Annotated in this window: 19 protein-coding genes and 1 tRNA gene; 8 read left to right on the forward strand and 12 right to left on the reverse strand. The window is 57.9% G+C overall.

Annotated features, from left to right (window positions below; all coding sequences use genetic code 11):
• Both ACP7E6_RS04805 and ACP7E6_RS04810 read left to right on the forward strand, forming a co-directional pair.
• Entirely contained in the window at positions 1 to 318 is a 318-nt protein-coding gene (locus ACP7E6_RS04805; protein ID WP_426228375.1) for a chaperone modulator CbpM, read from the forward strand.
• Between the two features lie 85 nt (positions 319 to 403).
• A complete protein-coding gene (locus tag ACP7E6_RS04810) occupies positions 404 to 805 on the forward strand; it encodes a VOC family protein (protein WP_426228377.1) in 402 nt (133 codons plus the stop codon).
• An 85-nt stretch (positions 806 to 890) separates the two neighbouring features.
• Here the strand turns inward: ACP7E6_RS04810 and ACP7E6_RS04815 are convergent, their stop codons facing one another.
• The 7 genes from ACP7E6_RS04815 to ACP7E6_RS04845 form a co-directional block, all read right to left on the reverse strand.
• On the reverse strand, positions 891 to 1,673 hold the full coding sequence (locus ACP7E6_RS04815; RefSeq protein WP_426228379.1) for a tetratricopeptide repeat protein: 783 nt from the start codon (positions 1,671 to 1,673) through the stop codon (positions 891 to 893).
• Between the two features lie 352 nt (positions 1,674 to 2,025).
• A complete protein-coding gene (locus tag ACP7E6_RS04820; protein WP_426228381.1) occupies positions 2,026 to 3,864 on the reverse strand; it encodes an adenylate/guanylate cyclase domain-containing protein in 1,839 nt (612 codons plus the stop codon).
• Between the two features lie 227 nt (positions 3,865 to 4,091).
• The gene (locus tag ACP7E6_RS04825) at positions 4,092 to 5,090 is read right to left on the reverse strand and encodes a D-alanine--D-alanine ligase family protein (protein ID WP_426228383.1); all 999 of its coding nucleotides are present in this window, start codon (positions 5,088 to 5,090) and stop codon (positions 4,092 to 4,094) included.
• Between the two features lie 164 nt (positions 5,091 to 5,254).
• Entirely contained in the window at positions 5,255 to 9,067 is a 3,813-nt protein-coding gene (locus tag ACP7E6_RS04830) for a vitamin B12-dependent ribonucleotide reductase (RefSeq protein WP_426228385.1), read from the reverse strand.
• A 640-nt stretch (positions 9,068 to 9,707) separates the two neighbouring features.
• Entirely contained in the window at positions 9,708 to 10,298 is a 591-nt protein-coding gene (locus tag ACP7E6_RS04835) for a hypothetical protein (protein WP_426228387.1), read from the reverse strand.
• A gap of 186 nt (positions 10,299 to 10,484) precedes the next feature.
• Positions 10,485 to 10,982, reverse strand: coding sequence for a xanthine phosphoribosyltransferase (gene gpt / locus ACP7E6_RS04840; RefSeq protein WP_318411742.1), 498 nt, complete (start codon positions 10,980 to 10,982; stop codon positions 10,485 to 10,487).
• A gap of 41 nt (positions 10,983 to 11,023) precedes the next feature.
• Positions 11,024 to 11,108 (reverse strand) — tRNA-Leu (locus tag ACP7E6_RS04845).
• A gap of 207 nt (positions 11,109 to 11,315) precedes the next feature.
• Between ACP7E6_RS04845 and ACP7E6_RS04850 the strand changes: the two genes are divergently transcribed.
• A complete protein-coding gene (locus ACP7E6_RS04850; RefSeq protein WP_426228389.1) occupies positions 11,316 to 11,558 on the forward strand; it encodes a hypothetical protein in 243 nt (80 codons plus the stop codon).
• Between the two features lie 108 nt (positions 11,559 to 11,666).
• Positions 11,667 to 11,852 carry a hypothetical protein gene (locus ACP7E6_RS04855; RefSeq protein WP_426228391.1) on the forward strand — a complete coding sequence of 62 codons (186 nt, stop codon included), beginning with the start codon at positions 11,667 to 11,669 and terminating at the stop codon, positions 11,850 to 11,852.
• A 301-nt stretch (positions 11,853 to 12,153) separates the two neighbouring features.
• On the opposite strand, the gene ACP7E6_RS04860 is transcribed toward ACP7E6_RS04855, so the two are convergent.
• Both ACP7E6_RS04860 and wrbA read right to left on the reverse strand, forming a co-directional pair.
• Positions 12,154 to 12,396: a DUF2188 domain-containing protein gene (locus ACP7E6_RS04860; protein WP_426228393.1), complete on the reverse strand. Its 243-nt coding sequence runs from the start codon at positions 12,394 to 12,396 to the stop codon at positions 12,154 to 12,156.
• 307 nt (positions 12,397 to 12,703) lie between these two features.
• Entirely contained in the window at positions 12,704 to 13,303 is a 600-nt protein-coding gene (gene wrbA / locus ACP7E6_RS04865; RefSeq protein WP_426228395.1) for an NAD(P)H:quinone oxidoreductase, read from the reverse strand.
• A 164-nt stretch (positions 13,304 to 13,467) separates the two neighbouring features.
• Here wrbA and ACP7E6_RS04870 point away from each other — a divergent pair, with 164 nt between their 5' ends.
• Positions 13,468 to 14,223 (forward strand): competence/damage-inducible protein A, encoded by a 756-nt coding sequence (locus ACP7E6_RS04870; RefSeq protein WP_426228397.1) that lies wholly within the window; start codon positions 13,468 to 13,470, stop codon positions 14,221 to 14,223.
• 4 nt (positions 14,224 to 14,227) lie between these two features.
• Here ACP7E6_RS04870 and ACP7E6_RS04875 read toward each other — a convergent pair whose 3' ends face one another.
• On the reverse strand, positions 14,228 to 14,842 hold the full coding sequence (locus ACP7E6_RS04875) for a hypothetical protein (RefSeq protein WP_426228399.1): 615 nt from the start codon (positions 14,840 to 14,842) through the stop codon (positions 14,228 to 14,230).
• A 179-nt stretch (positions 14,843 to 15,021) separates the two neighbouring features.
• On the opposite strand from ACP7E6_RS04875, the gene ilvA reads away from it, so the two are divergent.
• A complete protein-coding gene (gene ilvA / locus ACP7E6_RS04880) occupies positions 15,022 to 16,269 on the forward strand; it encodes a threonine ammonia-lyase (protein WP_426228401.1) in 1,248 nt (415 codons plus the stop codon).
• A 20-nt stretch (positions 16,270 to 16,289) separates the two neighbouring features.
• Here ilvA and ACP7E6_RS04885 read toward each other — a convergent pair whose 3' ends face one another.
• Entirely contained in the window at positions 16,290 to 17,207 is a 918-nt protein-coding gene (locus tag ACP7E6_RS04885; protein ID WP_426228403.1) for an alpha/beta hydrolase, read from the reverse strand.
• 108 nt (positions 17,208 to 17,315) lie between these two features.
• Here ACP7E6_RS04885 and ACP7E6_RS04890 point away from each other — a divergent pair, with 108 nt between their 5' ends.
• Positions 17,316 to 17,633 carry an HlyU family transcriptional regulator gene (locus ACP7E6_RS04890; RefSeq protein ID WP_426228405.1) on the forward strand — a complete coding sequence of 106 codons (318 nt, stop codon included), beginning with the start codon at positions 17,316 to 17,318 and terminating at the stop codon, positions 17,631 to 17,633.
• Between the two features lie 133 nt (positions 17,634 to 17,766).
• Complete coding sequence (locus tag ACP7E6_RS04895) at positions 17,767 to 19,008, forward strand: diguanylate cyclase (RefSeq protein WP_426228407.1); 1,242 nt, start codon at positions 17,767 to 17,769, stop codon at positions 19,006 to 19,008.
• 19 nt (positions 19,009 to 19,027) lie between these two features.
• On the opposite strand, the gene ACP7E6_RS04900 is transcribed toward ACP7E6_RS04895, so the two are convergent.
• Entirely contained in the window at positions 19,028 to 19,489 is a 462-nt protein-coding gene (locus ACP7E6_RS04900; protein ID WP_426228409.1) for an Lrp/AsnC family transcriptional regulator, read from the reverse strand.
• Between the last annotated feature and the right edge of the window lie 82 nt (positions 19,490 to 19,571).

Raw genomic sequence — 19,571 nt, forward strand, 5'->3', positions numbered from 1 at the left:
ATGGACCATCTGGAGTTTTGCGAGCGTCTCAGCATCGTTTCCTCCACGCTGACGATATGGATCGACCGGCAATGGATCATTCCGGAATTGAGCGAACAGGATGAAACGTTTCACGACGCGGATCTCGCGCGCGGGCTTTTGATCCTCGATCTCTCAGAGAGCATGGGTGTCAACCAGGATGGTATTGACGTGATCATGGCGCTTGTCGATCAGGTGCACGGCCTGCGCGCCAAGTTGTCCGCACTGACGAATGCGATCCGGGAACAGGATGGCGATGTTGCCGAGCGCGTGGTGAAAAAACTCGAGGGCATACGATAGCGGGTGAGGGCATCCGTTACATTTGGGGCGTGGCTGCCGCCGGAGTGGCTTTGCGCCGGCACCGGCATGACGGGAGGATTTTTCAATGCGGCATATCTATAGCCTCGACCATTTCGCGCTTCTGGTCCGCGACCTCGATCGCAGCGTCGCCTTCTACACCGATATCCTCGGCTTCACCCCGATCGAGCGAACCGGCAGCGGCAATGTCGCCTGGCTGACGATCGGCGGCCTGGATACGATCCACCTGATCGAGGGCGAATTTGGCGCGACGCACCTCACCAAGGACACCCATTTTGCGCTCCGCATCAACGATCTCAACGCCTTTGTCGCTGATATCACCGCCAAGGGCGTGACATTTTACGACTGGCCCGGAAATGCCGGCCAGATCGGCATCCGCCGCGACGGGTTCCGGCAGGCTTATGTGCAGGATCCGGACGGGTACTGGATCGAGATCAACGATCATACGAGTGCTGTTGCGGGAGGGTGAGGTCCGCGCAAACATCGCTGTTCTTTTACGCAGCCGATGGCGCACAAAGCTTGACTCATGCAGCCAGCCAGCCAGTGAACGGTCCTTAGGCTAACCCAGCCTTGCTCAACCCGTCCAGCCAATGGTCCCGCGCAGCGTCGTCGCCGTAGTGGTAGTCGGCTGACTTTTGAAGTGTCCAGCCAGGCTCGATTTCGTTGAATTCGCCCATAATCCGCCTTGCCTCATCGAGATTTCCAAGTTGAGCTTGGCTTGCGGCCTCGATGAGGCGCGTGTCGTTGGGTGGAGAGCTCATCCCGTGCAGGGTTGCCAATGCATCGGCGTACCGTTTCACCATGTAATAGGCACGGGCGCGGTTCCACTCGTGCCAGTAGGGGTGATCGGGATAGCGCGCGGCCGCACTATCGATCAGAGCGAGAGCCTGCTCGGAATCACCATAATATATGTATGCCTCTGCCATATCGGCATCCAGGTCGGCCGTATCCTTGTCGATCCGCTTCGGATCGGTGATCAGCGCTCGGGCAGCGGCAAACTCTTCAAAGCTTGTCTTAAAATCACCCCGGTTCCAATACACCATTGCGCGGTACCAACGCCCCCTGAAGTCGTTGAACCAGCCGCTTTTGGCGTCATCGGACAGAGCAACGGCATAATCCGCCAGCCGCTCGGCCTCGTGGATCGAGGCCTCCGGATCTGCGGTCCATCTGTTCTGATGGTCGCGGAGATTGGCATAGGAGCATTCGGCATAGGCGGGTAGGTAATTGCCATCTTCCTTGATCGCCAACGCGTAATATTCCTTGGCCCTTTCATTCCCTTCCGGGGTCAAAGGCTGCCGTCTTCCGTCGCGGCAATAGTCTCGGGCGGTCTGCTTCATGCTGTCCCCCATTGGCTGATATGGTTCCTGGATGCACCTTTTTTGGCGCTTCACGCATCAAGTTCGATACAAGTTACCAGATATCAAATTACGGATTGTAGACAGGTATTGTCTTTGACGGCCGTGCCAACGGCATGTCTGCACCCGATGAGTTTAATGCCGATGCAAGACGTTCGAGGCGGAATGTCGCTCAAGCTGCGCAGGGTTTAAATCAACTGCGACCCTACTTCCGATCTGAATGGCACTAATTTACGCTTGAACATCGAGTTGTCAACGTAACCAAAGCTGCCTTAAATGTAAAAAAATGTATATTTATAGTTGTATCTTTTTATTTGTACTTTTCTCATTCTCTTTACTTCTCCCTCAGTCCGGCTTTTCTCAGTCCATCGACCCAGTGCTGACGGTCGCTGTCCTTGCGATAGTAGTAGGCCGCTGATTGTTCGATCGACCAATCCGGATCTATCTTGCTGAACTCGGCCATAATCGCCCGCGCCTTGGCGACATGCCCGAGCTGCGCCTCGCTTGCAGCGGTGATCAGCCGGACATCATTGGGGGGAGCGGTCATCGTGCCGATCGTATCTATCGCTTCCTGGTAACGGCCGGCCATGTACAAGGCACGCGCGAGATTCCACGGGTACCAGAAGGGGAAAAATGGATTGTGCAGCATTGCGCCCCTGATCTGCCCGATCGCCCTTTCCGGTTCGCCGCCGTAGACCAGCGCCTCGGCCATATCCGCCGCAAGATCCGGATCGTTCGGGTTTATCTGGCGCGCCGTCTCATACTCATGGAAGCTCTTGTCGAACTCACCCTGGTTCCAGGCAACGATGGCAAGATACCAGTGGCTGCTGAAATCGTCATTCAGGCTCAAGGCTTTCTCGGCAAACAGTTTTGCCTTGCGCAGGGACGCCGGGCCATCCGGGCTCCATCCATTTTGATAGGCGCGCACATCGACATAGGAACGCTCCGCATAGGCGGACGAATAGAACGGATCGAGCTTGATCGCCATCTCGAACAGCCGGCGTGCCTCCTCGTTCCCTTCCGGTGTCACCTTGTCTGGATCCGACCAGATCGCCTTGCCTTTCAGGTAATAGTCATAGGCATCCAAGCTTTCCGTGAGCTTCCGGCCTGACCTCTGCTCTTCGGCTGCGGTCACCTTGACGGCAAGAGCAGTCACGATGTTCTTGGTGATGTCCTCCTGCACGGTAAAAGTATCCCCCAGCGTTCGATCATAGCGCTCGGCCCAAACGTGGTATCCGGTTTCGGCATTGATCAATTGGGCATTGATGCGCAGCCGCTCCGGCGTTTTCTGCACCGTTCCCTCTAAGACGTAACGAACGCCCAGCGCAGCACCGATATCCTGGACTTTCGTCGGTTTACCTTTGAAGGTCGATGCCGAGTTGTAGGCTATGACGAACAGACCGGAGAATTTGGACAGATCGGTTGTTATATCGTTGGTCAGGCCCTCACTAAAGTATTCGTGGGTGGAATCGCTGAGATTGTCGAGCGGCAGGATTGCGATCGATGGCTGTGATGCAGGTACGAGCTGCGCCGATGATTTGTTGCTGGCCGCCATTTCCGGCGCGTAGATCCAACCGATAGGGATCGCGACCATCACCAGGATCGCGCCTGCTGTCGCGACCCAGGGCCATCGCATGGTGCGCTTGCGCAAGGTCTGAGCGCTTATTCCCTTCACGGAATAGGCGTGCACCGGCGTGGGAATATTCTTCAACTTGCGCGAACCCAGATCATGAAAGCCAATGTTCGGCAGGTGCTTCACCTGTTCGTAAAGTGTTCCGGACACGCAAATACCACCTGGTTCGGACAGCCCCTCCAGGCGTGCCGCCACATTGACTGCCTCGCCATACAGATTGTCCTGCTCGACGACCGCATCCCCGAGGTTGAGGCCGACGCGAAATCGCATGCGCCAATCCTCGTCGAGTTTCTCATCCAAATGGGCCAGCTGGTTCTGGATTTCGACGGCGCAACGCATGGCTTCGACAGGGCTTGGAAATTCGGCAATGAGACTGTCGCCCGCCCCGCCGAACACACGGCCCTCATGGACCCGGATTAACTCTTCGATGATCGCAGCATGCTCCTTGAAGAGCGCAAGAGCTGCGTCTTCATCCCTTGCGACCAACCGGCTGTAACCAACGGCATCCGTCGCTAGAATTGTGACTAGCCTGCGCTGCATCAACCCTTCCACTTCAGCCACTGAGCGGCATTCGACCCGGACGATAAACGCGTATCCGGGCGTCAGTTCGGCTCTGCAGAAAGGGTGGGATCATTCGGCCGTCTTTTGACCGAGCGATCAAGGAAATGTGCAGGCCGCCCCAACGAGTACATCGGCATACGCTAATATACCTTGGGCGCGATTGGGTATTTTTGCAAGATAAGGTTTTACTGAGCGGGCAATGCCATTCAGGCGACGCTCTTTGCCACACGGCTCAACGCGGAAGCGATGATGCTCTCGATCAATGCGCGGTACGGAAGACCCTTCAGGCGCGCAAGCAGCGGCAAGTCGGAATCTTTTGGATGCAGGCCCGCCAAAGGGTTTGCCTCAAGGAAGTTTACCTTGCCGTCCACGTCGCATCGCACGTCGATGCGCCCCGCGTCTCGACAACCGAGTCCTTTCCAGGCGGAAAGCGCCAGATCTGCGGCTGCAAGGCCGTCGGCATCCACTGCCAGGCGAGCCTCGACCCGTTCTTCGAAGTGCTTTTTATTCTCGTAGGAGTAAATTTCGGGTTCGGCTCCCGCCCGCAATACCACCTCCATGACGCCGAGCACCGTCGAGGCCGATCCTGTGCCAAGAATTCCGACGGTGAATTCACGGCCCGGCAAGTAGCGCTCGACTAGGACTGGCTGGCAGTGACGCGTCAACAACCTTTCGCATCCTCGCATCAGCTCGATCCGGTTTCCGACCTTGGATGTCGCGGAAATACCTTTGCTCGTGCCTTCGGCGATCGGCTTTATGAAGAGCGGAAATGGCAGCGTCACATGCTGGACATCCGCCAGAGCCTCGACCACCGAAAAATCCGCTGTGCAAAGGCCTTGATCTCGAACGATGCGCTTGGCGGCCGCCTTGTGCAGCGTAACCGCAAGAGCGAGCGGATCGGAGAAAGTATAGGGCACCCGGTATGTATCGAGTAGTGCCGGCACCAGAGCCTGGCGGCCAAAGCCGTGCATTCCTTCAGCAATATTGAAAATCAGATCCCACCGGTCGCCATCGACCAATCGCTTTGCAAGGACGCGGGCGTGCCCGATCCGATCTGTCTCGTGGCCCAGCGAATGCAAGGCGGAATCGATCGCCAAAATGGTGTCGACATGGTCAAACTCGGCCGTTTGTTCCTCGTCATACCCTTCGCGCGCATAGTCTTCACGCAAATCGAATGTGATGCCAATCCTCATGCTCTCGGCCACCTCTGTGTGTTTTCAAAACGGTCACAGGGCGCGCAATTCGCGCCGGGGCATTGCCTGCACCAGAAATTGGAAATTTCCGGACGATAAAATCGCCCGGAAATCTGCCAGTTCTGGTTTTTGCCCTTGGAGATCATGATCCTTGCAAGGCATCCGTTCAAGACACCTCAGCTGCACCCACTCGTCGCACCACACGTGTCGCACTTCTCGCACGTGCCATTCCGCACCATCGTAAAATTCTGGCACTCGCTGCACATGTTGCCCGTATAGCCTTGCGCGATCGAGCGGATGCGGCGGGCGGCTTCCAGTTTTTTGGCGTCCGACTTGGCGGCGGCGGCTTCGGCGGCGGCCTTGTCGGAGAACAGGGCGGTGACGTCCGGTTCGGTGCTGGCGTCGTCGGCGATCTCTTCGGTGAGTTCGACGGCGCGCTCCTCGTAATCGCGCTTGAAGGCGACGATTTCGGAGGTGGAGATCGCGACGGCGGCGACCGTTTCGAGCTTGCGGGCGGCACTGCCGGAAAACGCGGTGACCGTTCCGCCCGACGATGCCTTTGCAGGAGCGGCGGTCGCAGCCCCCTTCGGCTCGCCGGAGGTGCGGTCGATCTGGCCGCCCTGGATCAGCGTCGGCTTGTGGCCGCGGGTCCAGCCGGTGGAGAGCAGGTTGGTCTTGCCTTCCTGGATGCCCTTGCCGAGCGCCGTGTTGGAGAAATCCGACGTATCGACATGCGCCAGGTCATGGCGGTTGAGGTAGGAGACGGCGAGTTCGCGGAACACGTAGTCGAGGATCGACGTGGCGTTCTTGATCGCGTCATTGCCCTGCACCATGCCGGCCGGCTCGAACTTGGTGAAGGTGAAGGCCTCCACGTATTCTTCCAGCGGCACGCCGTATTGCAGGCCGAGCGAGATGGCGATGGCGAAATTGTTCATCATCGCCCGGAAGGCAGCGCCTTCCTTGTGCATGTCGATGAAGATCTCGCCGATGCGGCCATCGCCGAATTCGCCGGTGCGCAGATAGACCTTGTGGCCGCCGACGATCGCCTTCTGGGTATAGCCCTGGCGGCGGTTCGGCAGTTTTTCGCGCTCGCGGGTGACCCGCTCGATGACGCGTTCGATGATCTTTTCAGTGACCGTGACGGCCTGGGCGGCGGCGGGCGCTGCCAGGAAATCCTCCATTGCATCCTCGTCCTCATCGTCCTCGATCAGCGAGGCGTTAAGCGGCTGGGAGAGTTTCGAGCCATCGCGGTAGAGAGCGTTGGCTTTCAGCGCCAGCTTCCAGGAGAGCATGTAGGCGGCCTTGCAATCCTCGACCGTCGCCTCGTTCGGCATGTTGATGGTCTTGGAGATCGCCCCGGAGATGAACGGCTGCGCAGCCGCCATCATGCGGATATGGCTTTCGACCGAGAGATAGCGCTTGCCGATCTTGCCGCAGGGATTGGCGCAATCGAACACGGGCAGGTGCTCGTTCTTCAGGAACGGTGCGCCTTCCAGCGTCATCGCACCGCAGACATGCACGTTGGCCGCTTCGATGTCCTTCCGCGAGAAGCCGATATGCTCGAGCAGGTTGAAGCTCATGTCGGCGAGCTGCTCGTCGGAAACCTTCAGCGTGTCCTTGAGGAAATCGACGCCGAGCGTCCACTGGTTGAAGACGAACTTGATGTCGAAGGCAGCCTTGGTAGCGCCGTTGATCGCCGCGATCTTGTCGTCGGTAAAGCCCTTGGCCTTCAGCGAGCCGGGATTGACCGCCGGAGCCTGGTTGATATTGCCGTGACCGACGGCATAGGCCTCGATCTCGGCGATCTGGCTTTCCGAATAGCCGAGCGTGCGCAGTGCTTCTGGAACGGCGCGGTTGATGATCTTGAAGTAACCGCCGCCGGCGAGCTTCTTGAATTTCACCAGCGCGAAATCGGGCTCGATGCCCGTCGTGTCGCAATCCATGACCAGGCCGATCGTGCCTGTCGGTGCAATGACCGAGACCTGGGCATTGCGGTAGCCGTGCTTTTCGCCGAGCAACAAGGCCTTGTCCCACGCATCCTTGGCATGAACGATCAGGTCCTGATCCGGGCATTCACCATGGATCAGCGCCACCGGATCGACCGACAGGCCTTCATAGCCTTGTGTCTCGCCATGGGCGGCGCGGCGGTGGTTGCGGATGACGCGCAGCATCGATTCGCGGTTCGGCTTGAAGCCCGGGAACGGGCCGAGCTTGGCGGCGATTTCGGCCGAGGTGGCATAGGAGACGCCGGTCATGATGGCGGTCAGGGCACCGGCAATGGCGCGGCCTTCGGTCGAATCATAGGGGATGCCGGAGGACATCAGCAGGCCGCCGATATTGGCGTAGCCGAGACCCAGCGTGCGGTACTCATAGGAGCGCTCGGCGATTTCCTTCGACGGGAACTGCGCCATCATGACAGAGATTTCGAGAACCAGCGTCCACAGGCGCACGGCATGCTCGTAATCGGCAATGTCGATGTTCTTGGTGGCGGCATCCTTGAACTGAAGCAGGTTCAGCGAGGCAAGGTTGCAGGCGGTGTCGTCGAGGAACATGTATTCCGAACAGGGGTTGGATGCACGGATCGGTCCTGCGGCCGGCGAGGTGTGCCAGTCGTTCATGGTCGTGTTGAAATGCAGGCCCGGATCAGCCGATGCCCAGGCGGCGTGGGAAATCTGTTCCCAGAGGTCGCGGGCCTTCAGCGTCTTCATCACCTTGCCGTCCTTGCGGGCGGTGAGGTTCCAGTTTCCATCCGCTTCCACCGCGCGCAAAAAGTCGTCCTTGAGGGAGACGGAATTGTTGGAGTTCTGGCCCGACACGGTGAGATAGGCTTCCGAATCCCAATCGGTGTCATAGGTCTTGAACTCGATATCCTTGTAGCCCTGCTTGGCGAACTGGATAACGCGCTTGACGTAGTTTTCCGGAACCTGGCTCTGCTTGGCAGCCTTGATTTCGCGCTTGAGGGCAGGGTTTTCCTTGGGATCGTAACAGGCGTCGTTCTCGGCCGAGCAATTGATGCAGGCCTTCATGATCGCCTTCAGGTGCTTGGCAACGATCTTCGAACCGGTGACGAGGGCTGCGACCTTCTGCTCTTCCTTGACCTTCCAGTTGATGTAATCCTCGATATCCGGGTGATCGATATCGACGACGACCATCTTGGCGGCACGGCGCGTGGTGCCGCCCGACTTGATGGCGCCGGCGGCGCGGTCGCCGATCTTCAGGAACGACATCAGGCCCGACGACTTGCCGCCGCCCGACAGGCGCTCGCCTTCGCCGCGCAGGTAGGAGAAATTGGAACCGGTGCCGGAGCCATATTTGAACAGACGGGCTTCACGCACCCACAGGTCCATGATGCCGCCTTCGTTGACGAGATCGTCGCCGACCGACTGGATGAAACAGGCGTGTGGCTGCGGATGCTCATAGGAAGACTTGGACTTCACCAGCTTGTTGGTGAAAGGGTCGACATAGAAATGGCCCTGGCCGGGGCCGTCGATGCCATAGGCCCAGTGCAGGCCGGTGTTGAACCACTGTGGCGAATTCGGTGCGACGCGCTGGGTGGCCAGCATGTAGGCGAGCTCGTCGCGGAAGGCGAGGGCGGCTTCTTCCGAAGCGAAGTAATTTCCCTTCCAGCCCCAATAGGTCCACGTGCCGGCCAGGCGATCGAAAACCTGGCGCGCATCGGTTTCGGAACCGTAATGCTCTTCCTTCGGCAGATCCTTCATGGCGGCAAGGTCGGCTTCCGAGCGCCACAGCCAGGACGGAACGGAATTTTCCTCGACCTTCTTCAGGCGCGCGGGAACGCCGGCCTTGCGGAAATATTTTTGCGCGAGAATGTCGGCCGCAACCTGCGAAAACTGCGCGGGAACATCGATATCCGCGAGACGGAACACGATAGAGCCATCGGGATTCTTGATCTCGCTGATGGCCTTGCGGAACTCAATTTCAGCATAGGCCGACTGGCCTGGCTTGGTGAAACGACGTTCGATCTGCATCTGTCCCTTGTCCTTTGTTTGCCGCATGCCCGAACCACTTCAAAGGCTCAGGGCACAGCTGTTCGCTTCCGGCCGAGCAGGTGGTGCGCAGCCAGTTCCGTTTTCCGCTCTGATGGGAAACCCGTTCCGGGCAACCCTGTATCTTGTGCTGATTTTGGCTGCAAACACTAAATATAGTATCAACAACTTCCTAACGCCAGCGATTTGTGACGTGTTTGGCGCCTGGGGAAATCACAAAAAATAACCGTCACGACCGGTGGATCATCCACCGGACAGTTTTGAAGACACAGACGATTTCCTCTGAAATGAACCGGCCTCGTTACTTTCCGGTCCCGCCGCCGCCGCAACGTAGAAACCATTAACGGCATTCGACCCGAGTCCGTCAAGGGCTGGTTTGTGTCGTAATTGCGAACACCAGATGTTGTGTGTGTGACCTGTGGAAAACGGGGACAGCGGGCATATCCAGCAAAATCAGACGCTTCGCCGGGTTCCCTCCAGCGTTGTCCGCCATGGCAGGCAATTTCGCAAAATTTTGCGGGTGAGAAACCACACTATATTTACCATGGTGCCCAGCGGTCATAGCCAAACCCAATAAAATATGGGGCTTGGCGAACTGATTCGAAAAAGTCGCGCCGCCAGCCTAGAGGGCGTCGAGATTGATACCGATAGTGATGGCACCGATCGGCTTTCCGGTCTTCGGATCGGAGATCGTCAAGCTGGCCTGCGATTGCAGCATCTGCGTCGATTCATCTTTCTCCGCCGCATCTACGAAGAGGGTCGAGGCTCCGGCAAGATAGGTTTTTTGCCACTTCAGTTCGTCGCCTTGCCAATAGTCGGAACTGATCTCGCTTTCGCCAACGGCTAGCCCCTTGGCGTCGATGACGAAAATTTCGGTAATGACGCCACCCGAGGCGATCTGCTTCTCCTTGAGAAACATCGACAACGGATTACCGACGACCGTATCGATCAGCGGATGAACGTTGCTCGAAAATTCTGCGCGCCACGTGGCGTCGAGATCGTCTATGGCGGCCTGGGTAAGGGCGGCGTGAAGCACATTCTGGGTGTTCAGCGCTTCAATGATGGCCTGGTTTTCGATCCACCCGCGGATATTCGCCTCGACATAGGCCGTAACCGGCTCGACATGAGCATCGCCGGCCATCGACGGCGCGATCTGCATCAGAAAGAGCGCCGCGCCGCCTGCAGCGAGAAAGAACGTCCTGCCCCCGATCATCCGTCCTCCCCATGCGGTCATGCGATCCGTTGAGAAAGCCTTGGGGCATTCCGTCTGGGCGCCTGCTTCCGCAGCGATTGCGCCGCGAAATATGGTTCAATCTAGCAGAACAGTTCGTTGTTCAAACAGGAATATTCAACACGTCTTGTATGCGCGCGGCGGTGCCCGCTTCATCAAAATGCTGAGTTAGCCGCGCGATCCCTTGGCGATCGGCTCCTGATAGGTGAGGCCCATATCCCAGGGGAAATAGATCCAGGTATCCTGGCTGACTTCGGTGACGAAGGTATCGACCTGCGGCCGGCCCTTCGGCTTGGCGTAAACCGCAGCGAAATGGGCCTTGGGCAGCATGGCGCGCACCACTGCTGCGGTCTTGCCGGTGTCAGTGAGGTCGTCGATGATCAGAACGCCTTCGCCGCCATCGGCCTTCAATTCCTCCGAAATGCCCTTGAGTACGTACATCTGCCCCTGTGCATCATAGTCATGATAAGAGGCGACGCAGACGGTCTCGATCAGCCGGATGTTCAACTCGCGGCAGACGATCGCCGCCGGAACGAGGCCGCCACGGGTGATACAGACGATCGCCTTCCATTCGCCGCCATTGTCGGCAAGGCGCCAGGCAAGCGCACGCGCGTCACGATGAAACTGGTCCCAGGAAACGGGAAATGCTTTTTCAGGAAGTGACATGTGCTCAAGCTCCAGTTGATCGAGGCATCCGGTTTCGGGAGTGGTGCGGACGACGGGGGTCGAACCCGTACAGATCTCTCCGAGAGATTTTAAGTCTCTTGCGTCTACCAGTTTCGCCACGTCCGCTTGCTTTCCCTTTCAAACACTCGGGCTTTAAGGTCAATAGGCAGTTTTTCAAAACACGATCCGGACGACGAATTTGGCCCAGGTTGAGCAAAAATAGTCGATTTCTAAAAACCCCTCAAACCACAGGGTTATGCCAAACCGGCTGCAGACCTATATTAGTATGTGAATCAAAAGCTGGGGCGTGATCGCATGTTGCAAGAAATCCCATTGACGTGGAAACCGATCCGCAACCGCTCGTTTGCCGGTATGCTTGGCCAGCAGGAACTCGCCTATGTGCTGCAGCATGACGGTCAGACGAGTTGGAAATGGATGGTGTCGGGTTGCAACGGTACGATACGATACGATTTTAGATCGGCCGATACGCTGGATGATGCAAAAGCCGCCGTGCAAGCCAGTGTCGAGGAATGGTTCAGGCGGGCGGGCCTGCTGAACAAGGCCGCACCGATATAGGTGGCTTCTGCAGGATTGGCGGTTACATAGCGTGCATTGCCAAAAAAATCAACTGACGATAATTATAAGCAAAAACTTATAGTTGAATTACAACAATTGAATATTACTATGGATGCTGCAATCGTTGAAAAGGTGAGGCTTCCGATGTCGGACAAAACGCATGTCACGGATCTTCTACAGGCTGCAAAATTGCTGGCCGACGCTGAACAGAATGTGATGCTGAGCTATCTGATCTGCATGGCGCTTCTTGAGGCCCGGCAGCTCCCGAAGGAAAGAGCCGCGAAGGCGGCTTAAGGACAAGCCTCAGCAATGGGCCGGCGAATGCCGAGGTGATGGCGGCTTCGCTTGTAAAACGTAAATCACAGCCCAACTGTGACTGGTCCCTCAGGCGGGGTGCCATTAACCCTACCTATGAAGGTTAATCAACGGTTTCGGTTGATCCGTCTGCGAAGTGACGCTTTAACAGCGACGCCGAGGGAGGGAAACTCGGCGTTTTCAGCACCAAACAATTAGCCCCTCTTCGGCGCCGGAGAGGGGCATTGTGGTCCAGCGTACCAGCGACGGGATGCGTCGAGCTGATATTGGCGTGCTCCCCCTATTGATCTTCGACAATGGCTTCCGGCCGATCACCGCCGTCTGCATGTTCAAAATGCCACTGACCGCTTTGGTCCTGAAAACTGATTTCCTCATCCTCGCCGCCGACCTGCTGTTCCGCTGCCGCAGCTTTAGCCGCCGCTACTGCCATGTCGCGGTTCGGGAAGGCCTCGGAAAAGACGTCGGAAAGCTTATAGGCCCATCCGCCGTCATGCTCGACGATTGCATAGATCACCTTGGTCATTTCGTACTCCCTGGAGTGCGCCGCATTCCAATATCTCTTGGAGTCGACGTGACCGGACAGGAACGGCCAAAACAGGCATACGTTCCAATCGCTAATATCCGCGTTGCCAACGGTTGCCCTGCGTCGCGGCGGCCCAAGGTAGCACGAAATCGGCGGTGTTTGCCACTTATCCGGTGGGCGTATAAACACAGCGGCTATCCAACCGCCGCAGCCGTCATCCGTTTTTCCGGCACAGACGTAAAAAGGGCGACCTTGCGGCCGCCCTTTTTACGTTCACTGCGGTAACCAGGTAGGTGCCGCTTGCGCCTTAGGCCGACAGTTTGGCGGCGATCTTGGCAACATGGGCGCCCTGGTAGCGTGCAGCTTCCAGTTCGTTTGCCGACGGCTGGCGCGAACCGTCACCATCGGTGATGGTCGACGCGCCATAGGGGGAACCGCCCTTGATTTCATCGACGCCCATCTGTCCCTGGAAGGCATAGGGAAGGCCGACAACGACCATGCCCTGGTGCATCAGCGTGGGAATGAAGCCGAGAATCGTCGATTCCTGACCGCCGTGCTGCGTTGCAGAGGAGGTGAAGACCGAGCCGACCTTGCCGACAAGCGCACCCTTCATCCACAGGCCACCGGTCTGATCGACAAAATTGCGCATCTGCGATGCAACGGTGCCGAAACGCGTGCCGGCGCCGAAGATGATGGCATCGTAGTCGCCCAGTTCATCCGGAGTGGCGATTTCGGCTGCCTGATCGACCTTGAAATGGGAGGCTTTGGCGACGTCGGCCGGTACCAGCTCCGGTACACGCTTGACGGTCACGTCGGCACCGGCCGACTTGGCTCCCTCGGCGACCGCATACGCCATGGTTTCGATATGTCCGTAAGCCGAATAATAAAGCACCAATACCTTAGCCATCGTATTCTCCTTTGAGTTGGCAATTCCGCTTGATTGCCGCTGGAGATAAGATTTATCAGTTAACCCGCCCGTTGTCAGAAGCGAAGCGCGCGACAGACTGTTCGAGAATAAAAGACAATCGGATTTTTCGACTGAACAATCCCAGCGTCACATAGGACCTCCCGATGCCCAGCGAAAAAATTGTTACGGCTGCCATGCTCGCCATCGGCGACGAATTGCTCTCCGGCCGAACCAAAGACAAGAATATCGGCCATCTGGCGGATGTACTGACGCTCGCAGGTATCGATCTGAAGGAGGTCCGCATCGTTGCCGACGATGAAGCTGCGATCGTCGCAGCTCTCAACGGGTTGCGGCCCGAGTATGACTACGTTTTCACCTCGGGTGGCATCGGCCCGACCCATGACGACATTACCGCCGACGCGGTGTCGCGGGCGTTTGGCGTCGAGTGCATTCACGATCCGGATGCAATGACATTGCTCGGCGCCATGTACGAGCGGCGCGGCATGGAGTTTACCGAAGCGCGGCGGCGCATGGCACGCATGCCGAACGGCGCGCGTCATATTCCGAACGCCGTATCGACAGCGCCCGGGTTCATCATCGGCAACGTTCATGTCATGGCCGGTGTACCACAGGTGTTCCAGGCCATGCTGGATGCACTCCTGCCGCAGCTGCAAAGCGGCACGGTCGTCAAATCACGCACCGTGCGCTCGCCTTTCGGGGAAGGCGATATCGGCGGACCGCTTGGCGAGGTGCAAAAGGCCCATCCCCTGACAAGCATCGGATCCTATCCGAAATTCGACGGTACGTCGTTTTCGACCGACCTCGTGATCCGCGCCCGCGACGAAGGCTTGCTCGATGCGGCGGAGGCGGATGTGAAGGCTATGATCGAGAAAATCGCAGCATCGAAGAACAAGGCCTGAGCGGTTACGGCGTTGGAGGCGGGGCAGCGATCGTGAACTTCTGATCGACGCTTGCGGACTTGCCACTGTTCAGATCGTTGAAATGGAACCGCAGAACATAATCGCCTGCTGCAGCGCCACTGACGTCCGTGGTCAACGTGGCATAGATTTCCTGGTTGTGGAAAAAGCTGGTGAACGTAAAGTCGCCAAAAGCCTTTTTATTGCCCAGCACCTCGCCCGAAGCGCTGAGAATGTCCAAATCGACCGTAAAATGCGTTTCTACCTTGCCTGCAACCGCCGACGTTTTCCAATTCAGGCCTATCGGCTCGACATAGGAGATGAGGGCTTCGCCCGGCTTGAACACCGGCTGTGGCTTTTGCTCATACATGGCGTAACCGATGGGAGGAGCTGCAACGAACACCGCTTTGCCGACGGAAAAGGGTAACGTCGCTGAAAATGCGCTGATTGCAGAGCGCATGGCATCATGGGCACCGAGCGTATCGCCGGCTGCTGCCAGCGCTTCGGCCTTCGTTGCTGCCTCTGCGAAAGGTCCGGAGAGAGCAGGGTTGGCCAGCAGCAACAGGAGAGGGACTGCGGTGATTGCGCCTGTCAGGCCGCCTTTTCGATTGCCGTTGCGCATTGCCGCTCCCCTGATCCTGCATTGTTACGGATGTTCGGCATTTGCCGGCCGGAGTCAAGGCGGGCCAACACTCAAAAAGGTGAGCAATCCAATCCACTTAATGACGAATAGCTGTGGTTTAGCCGGCTGCGATGTGGCATAGGCAGGGCGATCCGAACCCGAACGAAAGACCGCATTCCATGAAGCAGGACGTTGATAATGCCGTCGAGGCTTTGCGCGCATTGTTCCCGGCAACGCCGCTGCAGCTCAACGATCATCTGAGCGCGCGTTACGGCGCGACGATCTATCTGAAGCGCGAGGACCTTTCGCCGGTGCGATCCTACAAGATCAGGGGCGCGTTCAACTTTTTCCGCAAGGTGATTGCCACCGGTGGAACCGGCAAGACTTTCGTCTGTGCGTCTGCCGGCAATCACGCGCAAGGGTTTGCCTTTGTCTGCCGCCATTTTGGCGTGCCGGGCGTGGTCTTCATGCCGGTGACGACACCGCAGCAGAAGATCGACAAGACGCGGATATTCGGCGGCGAGTTCATCACCATCAAGCTGGTCGGCGACTTCTTCGACCAGTGCTATCAGGCGGCACGCGAGCATGTGGAGCTGATCGCCGGTGTCATGGTGCCGCCGTTCGACCATGCCGATATCATCGAAGGCCAGGCGACGGTGGCCGCCGAGATGGTTGAGCAACTGCCAGACGGCGTCATCCCGGATCTGGTGATCATGCCGGTCGGCGGCGGCGGCCTTTCGGCCGGCATGACCGGCTATCTGAACGACCGTATCCGGGCCGAAGCTTTCATCTTCTGTGAGCCGGAGGGCGCGCCGAGCCTGCGCCGTAGCTTAGAGACAGGGTCGGTGGTGACACTCGACCAAGTCGATAATTTCGTCGATGGCGCTGCAGTCGGGCGTATCGGTGACCTGAATTTCGAAGCGCTGAAGCATTTCTCAACAGATCAAGTTCTGCTTCTGGCGGAAAATGCCATCTGCGTCACGATCACCGACATGTTGAACGTCGAAGGCGTCGTGCTGGAACCGGCGGGCGCCTTGTCGATCACGGCTCTGGAAACGCTCGGCCGTGCGGCGCTGGAGGGCAAGACGGTTGTCGCCGTGGTTTCCGGTGGCAATTTCGACTTCGAGCGCCTGCCTGACGTCAAGGAACGGGCAATGCGGCATGCCGGCCTGAAAAAATATTTCATCCTGCGGATGCCGCAGCGCCCCGGCGCCCTGAAGGATTTTCTCGGCCTGCTCGGCGAGGAGGACGATATCGCCCGGTTCGAATATTTGAAGAAATCGGCGCGCAATTTCGGCTCGATCCTGATCGGCATCGAAACCAAACATCCGGAGAATTTTCCAAGGCTGAAAGCGGCCTTCGACCGGGCCGGACTGCATTATCAGGATATTACCGATAACGAGATTCTCGCTAATCTAGTGATTTGATATTATGAATATATATCAGATTATTGGTTAGTTTTACTAAACCAATTTATGATGCTTTTTGCAAGCCGGTCTGTCGTCTTTGGCGATAGGGCGTCGCCCGCGGGCACATGACCATGGGGATCGCCGATTTCACCGGGGTCGAGGATGGCGGCCGGGCCACCCCAGCGCGCGGCGACGGCAGATGTTTGCCGCGCATCAACCACCTGATCGCGCGCCGATTGAATGAACAGCACCGGCGTCGATATCTCTTCAAAGGGCAGCGCCCGAACCTGCGCCACAAGCGATGCCACCGGCAGAATCGAAGAAACTGGATATTCCGTTGTCCAATAGGCTGCGTGAAGGGCGTTCACCGGTACGAAGGAACGGCTACGGCCAAGCAAGAGGCGGGCGCTGAGACCGGCAAGCGGCGCAGTCAACAGAAACGCACCACGGCCCTTGATCCGGAAATTCGGAGCCAGGAAAACGGCGCCTTTGACGCGCGCGGCTAACAAAGGCTGCGAAAGGGCTGAGGTGGCCAGAGCCGCGCCGGTGGAGGTTGCAATGATCAGCGTTCCGTCACCGAGAAGCGCGGCGATATCCAGTGCTTCACGCATATCCTCCCGCCATTCGTCCACCGAGGCCTCAGACATTGCATCGCCGCTGCGGCCATGCCCGGCAAGGCGCGTATAAAACAGGTTGGCGTTAAGCGCCGTCGCCACGAGATCGGGCAGGGGCCGAACTTCGCCCTTGGACGCGGAAAAACCATGGATGTAGACAATGGCAAGCGGCGTCCGCTGCTTTGTGATGGGATCGGCCCAGACGACCTGCTTGGCCAGTCCCGGCCTGATGTCGGGGAAGGCTGATTCGCTGGCACCAAGATATGCTTCGATTTCATCAGCCGATCCAAAGGCAATTGCTCTGGGGTCAATCGATTTGGTGACAGGAAAATCCGATGTCATGCTCGCCACATCATCCCTACCATTCCATTTTCCGCGAACCTGCGCCTGGTGCGCTGATGGGCGAACTTAGGCTTTGACAGCCCCGTTTGCCATGGTTAAGTCTTTTGCATGGCTTCATTCCTGTCAAAACTGTTTGGCCTTTCCAAAGGCTCCGGCACCGATACGGCTGCGTCTTCCGGCAAGACGGAGACCTATGGCGACTGCCTGATTCGAGCCACGCCGATCCGCGAGGGTTCCCAGTTCAGGCTGGCCGGTTCGGTCGAAAAGGAAATCGAGGGAGGAGTTCGCGTCCGCACGTTCATCCGCGCCGATGTGTTCACGTCGGAGCAGGACGTGATCGACGCAACCTTGCGCAAGGCGCGTCAGATCATCGACCAGCACGGCCCTTCGCTGTTTGCCGACGACGCTGCCTCCCGGCAGGTCTAACTCTGGGCAACTGATGCTGTTCTTGTGCGGGCTTTCATCGCGCCGTTCCTGAAAAGCAGCGGCAAACCCTAAACGTTTCTTTAAATTTGCCGCCTATAGATTCGTACAGTGAAATCCGAGTGAATATCCGGCGATGACCAATGTTGTCCTTTTTCTCTGCGAAGGCCTGGTCTACGTCGCAGTCATGGTCACATTGCTGCACCTGCGCCATCGCCTGGGCCTTGGGGTCTTCATCGCAGCGCTCGGCGTCCTGCATTTCATAGAGACTTACCTCGCCGCTGTCTTTTATGTGCAGTTGCCGTTCGGCGTGATTTCTCCGGGCTCTGCCGTGCTGTTTGCCGGCAAGCTGCTGATGATCCTTCTGCTCTACGTGAAGGAGGACGCAGCAACCGTGCGTCAGCCGATCTACGGTCTTTTGTCTGGCAATTTTATCACCGTCGCACTCAGCCTGCTTCTGCAAATGCATCAGACGGTATCGGCCGTTTCCAACCGCAGCGCCGACCTCGCCTTCATCGACGAGATGGGATGGCTGATGCTGTGGGGAACGCTGCTGCTCTATCTGGATTCGCTGCTGATCATCCTGCTCTATGAGCGGATCGGCCGTTGGACGCGCGGGTTTCTCACGCTGCGTTTTCTCATCTGCGGCGTCGTGGTGCTGACCTTCGACCAGGCCGGATTCTATTTGGCGCTGCATGCACTGAATGGCGCGCCGGCCGAGGTATTCTGGGGCGGCTGGATTGCCAAGATGGGAGCGGCGATCCTCTACTCGCTAATTTTGGGCGCCTATCTGCATTTTTCCAGTCACTCGCTGTCCGTCGTAAGGCAGCCAATCGGGGACATATTCAACACACTGACATTCCGGGAGCGTTACGAGGATCTGTTGTCGAGATCGGGACGCGACATGCTGACCGGCGTGCTTGATCGCAGCCGTTTCGAATTTGAAGCGCCTCGGCTGATCCGCAATGCGGTGATGTCGGGCAGCGTCATCAGCCTGATCATGATCGATGCCGATCACTTCAAGAGCATCAACGACCGCTTCGGCCATCTCGAAGGCGACCGGGTGCTGAAATCCGTTACCGACGCCATCCAGGCCGGCCTGCGCCCCAACGATCACCTTTTCCGTTACGGCGGGGAGGAATTCGTCGTCCTGTGCGAGGGGCTGGATCACGGCAGCGCCTTGTCGCGGGCCGAACAATTGCGGCTGCGTGTCCTAGGCGGTGTGACGACGTCGGATCAATCTGCTGTTACGGTCAGCATCGGTATTGCCTCAACCCCTACCGACGGAACGACGACGCGCGATCTGCTGTCGAAGGCCGACTTGCGGCTGTACGAAGCCAAGCGCAGAGGGCGCAATTGCGTGGTCGGAAACGCCTGAGACTCATGACCAAGGGCAATCAGACGCCGACATTTGGCCTGTCGATAACCTCCCGCAGCGAGAAGCTGGAATTGATCTTGACCACATGGGGCAGGGCCGAAAGCCAATCCCGGTGGATGCGCTCGTAGTCCTCAAGGTCCTTGGCGGCGACACGCAGGATATAGTCGTATTCTCCCGACATCAGATAGCAGACCAGCACGTTCGGACAGAGCTTTACCGCCGCTTCGAACTCGGTCAGGGTCTTGGCAAATTGACCGGACAGCGAGATATGGACGATGACCATGATGCGGTAGTCTAGCGCCTTGTGCGACAGGCGCGCATGATAGCCGCTGATGACGCCGGATTTTTCGAGAATATCGACCCGGCGCGAGCAGGCGGAAGCCGACAGGCCGACCTTTTCGGCCAGCTCCGCGTTGGCGATACGCCCGTTCTGCTGCAGAATTCGCAGGATCGCAGCATCAATTGCATCCATTGCCGACAATCGAATATCCTTCGAATTTTTCTTCAAAAACGCAATAATCTGCGAAATATTACGCGATCGCCCTGTCATTATGCAAGGACAT

The organism is Pararhizobium sp. DWP3-4 (assembly GCF_049898205.1).
In the GTDB taxonomy this organism is placed as follows: domain Bacteria; phylum Pseudomonadota; class Alphaproteobacteria; order Rhizobiales; family Rhizobiaceae; genus Pararhizobium.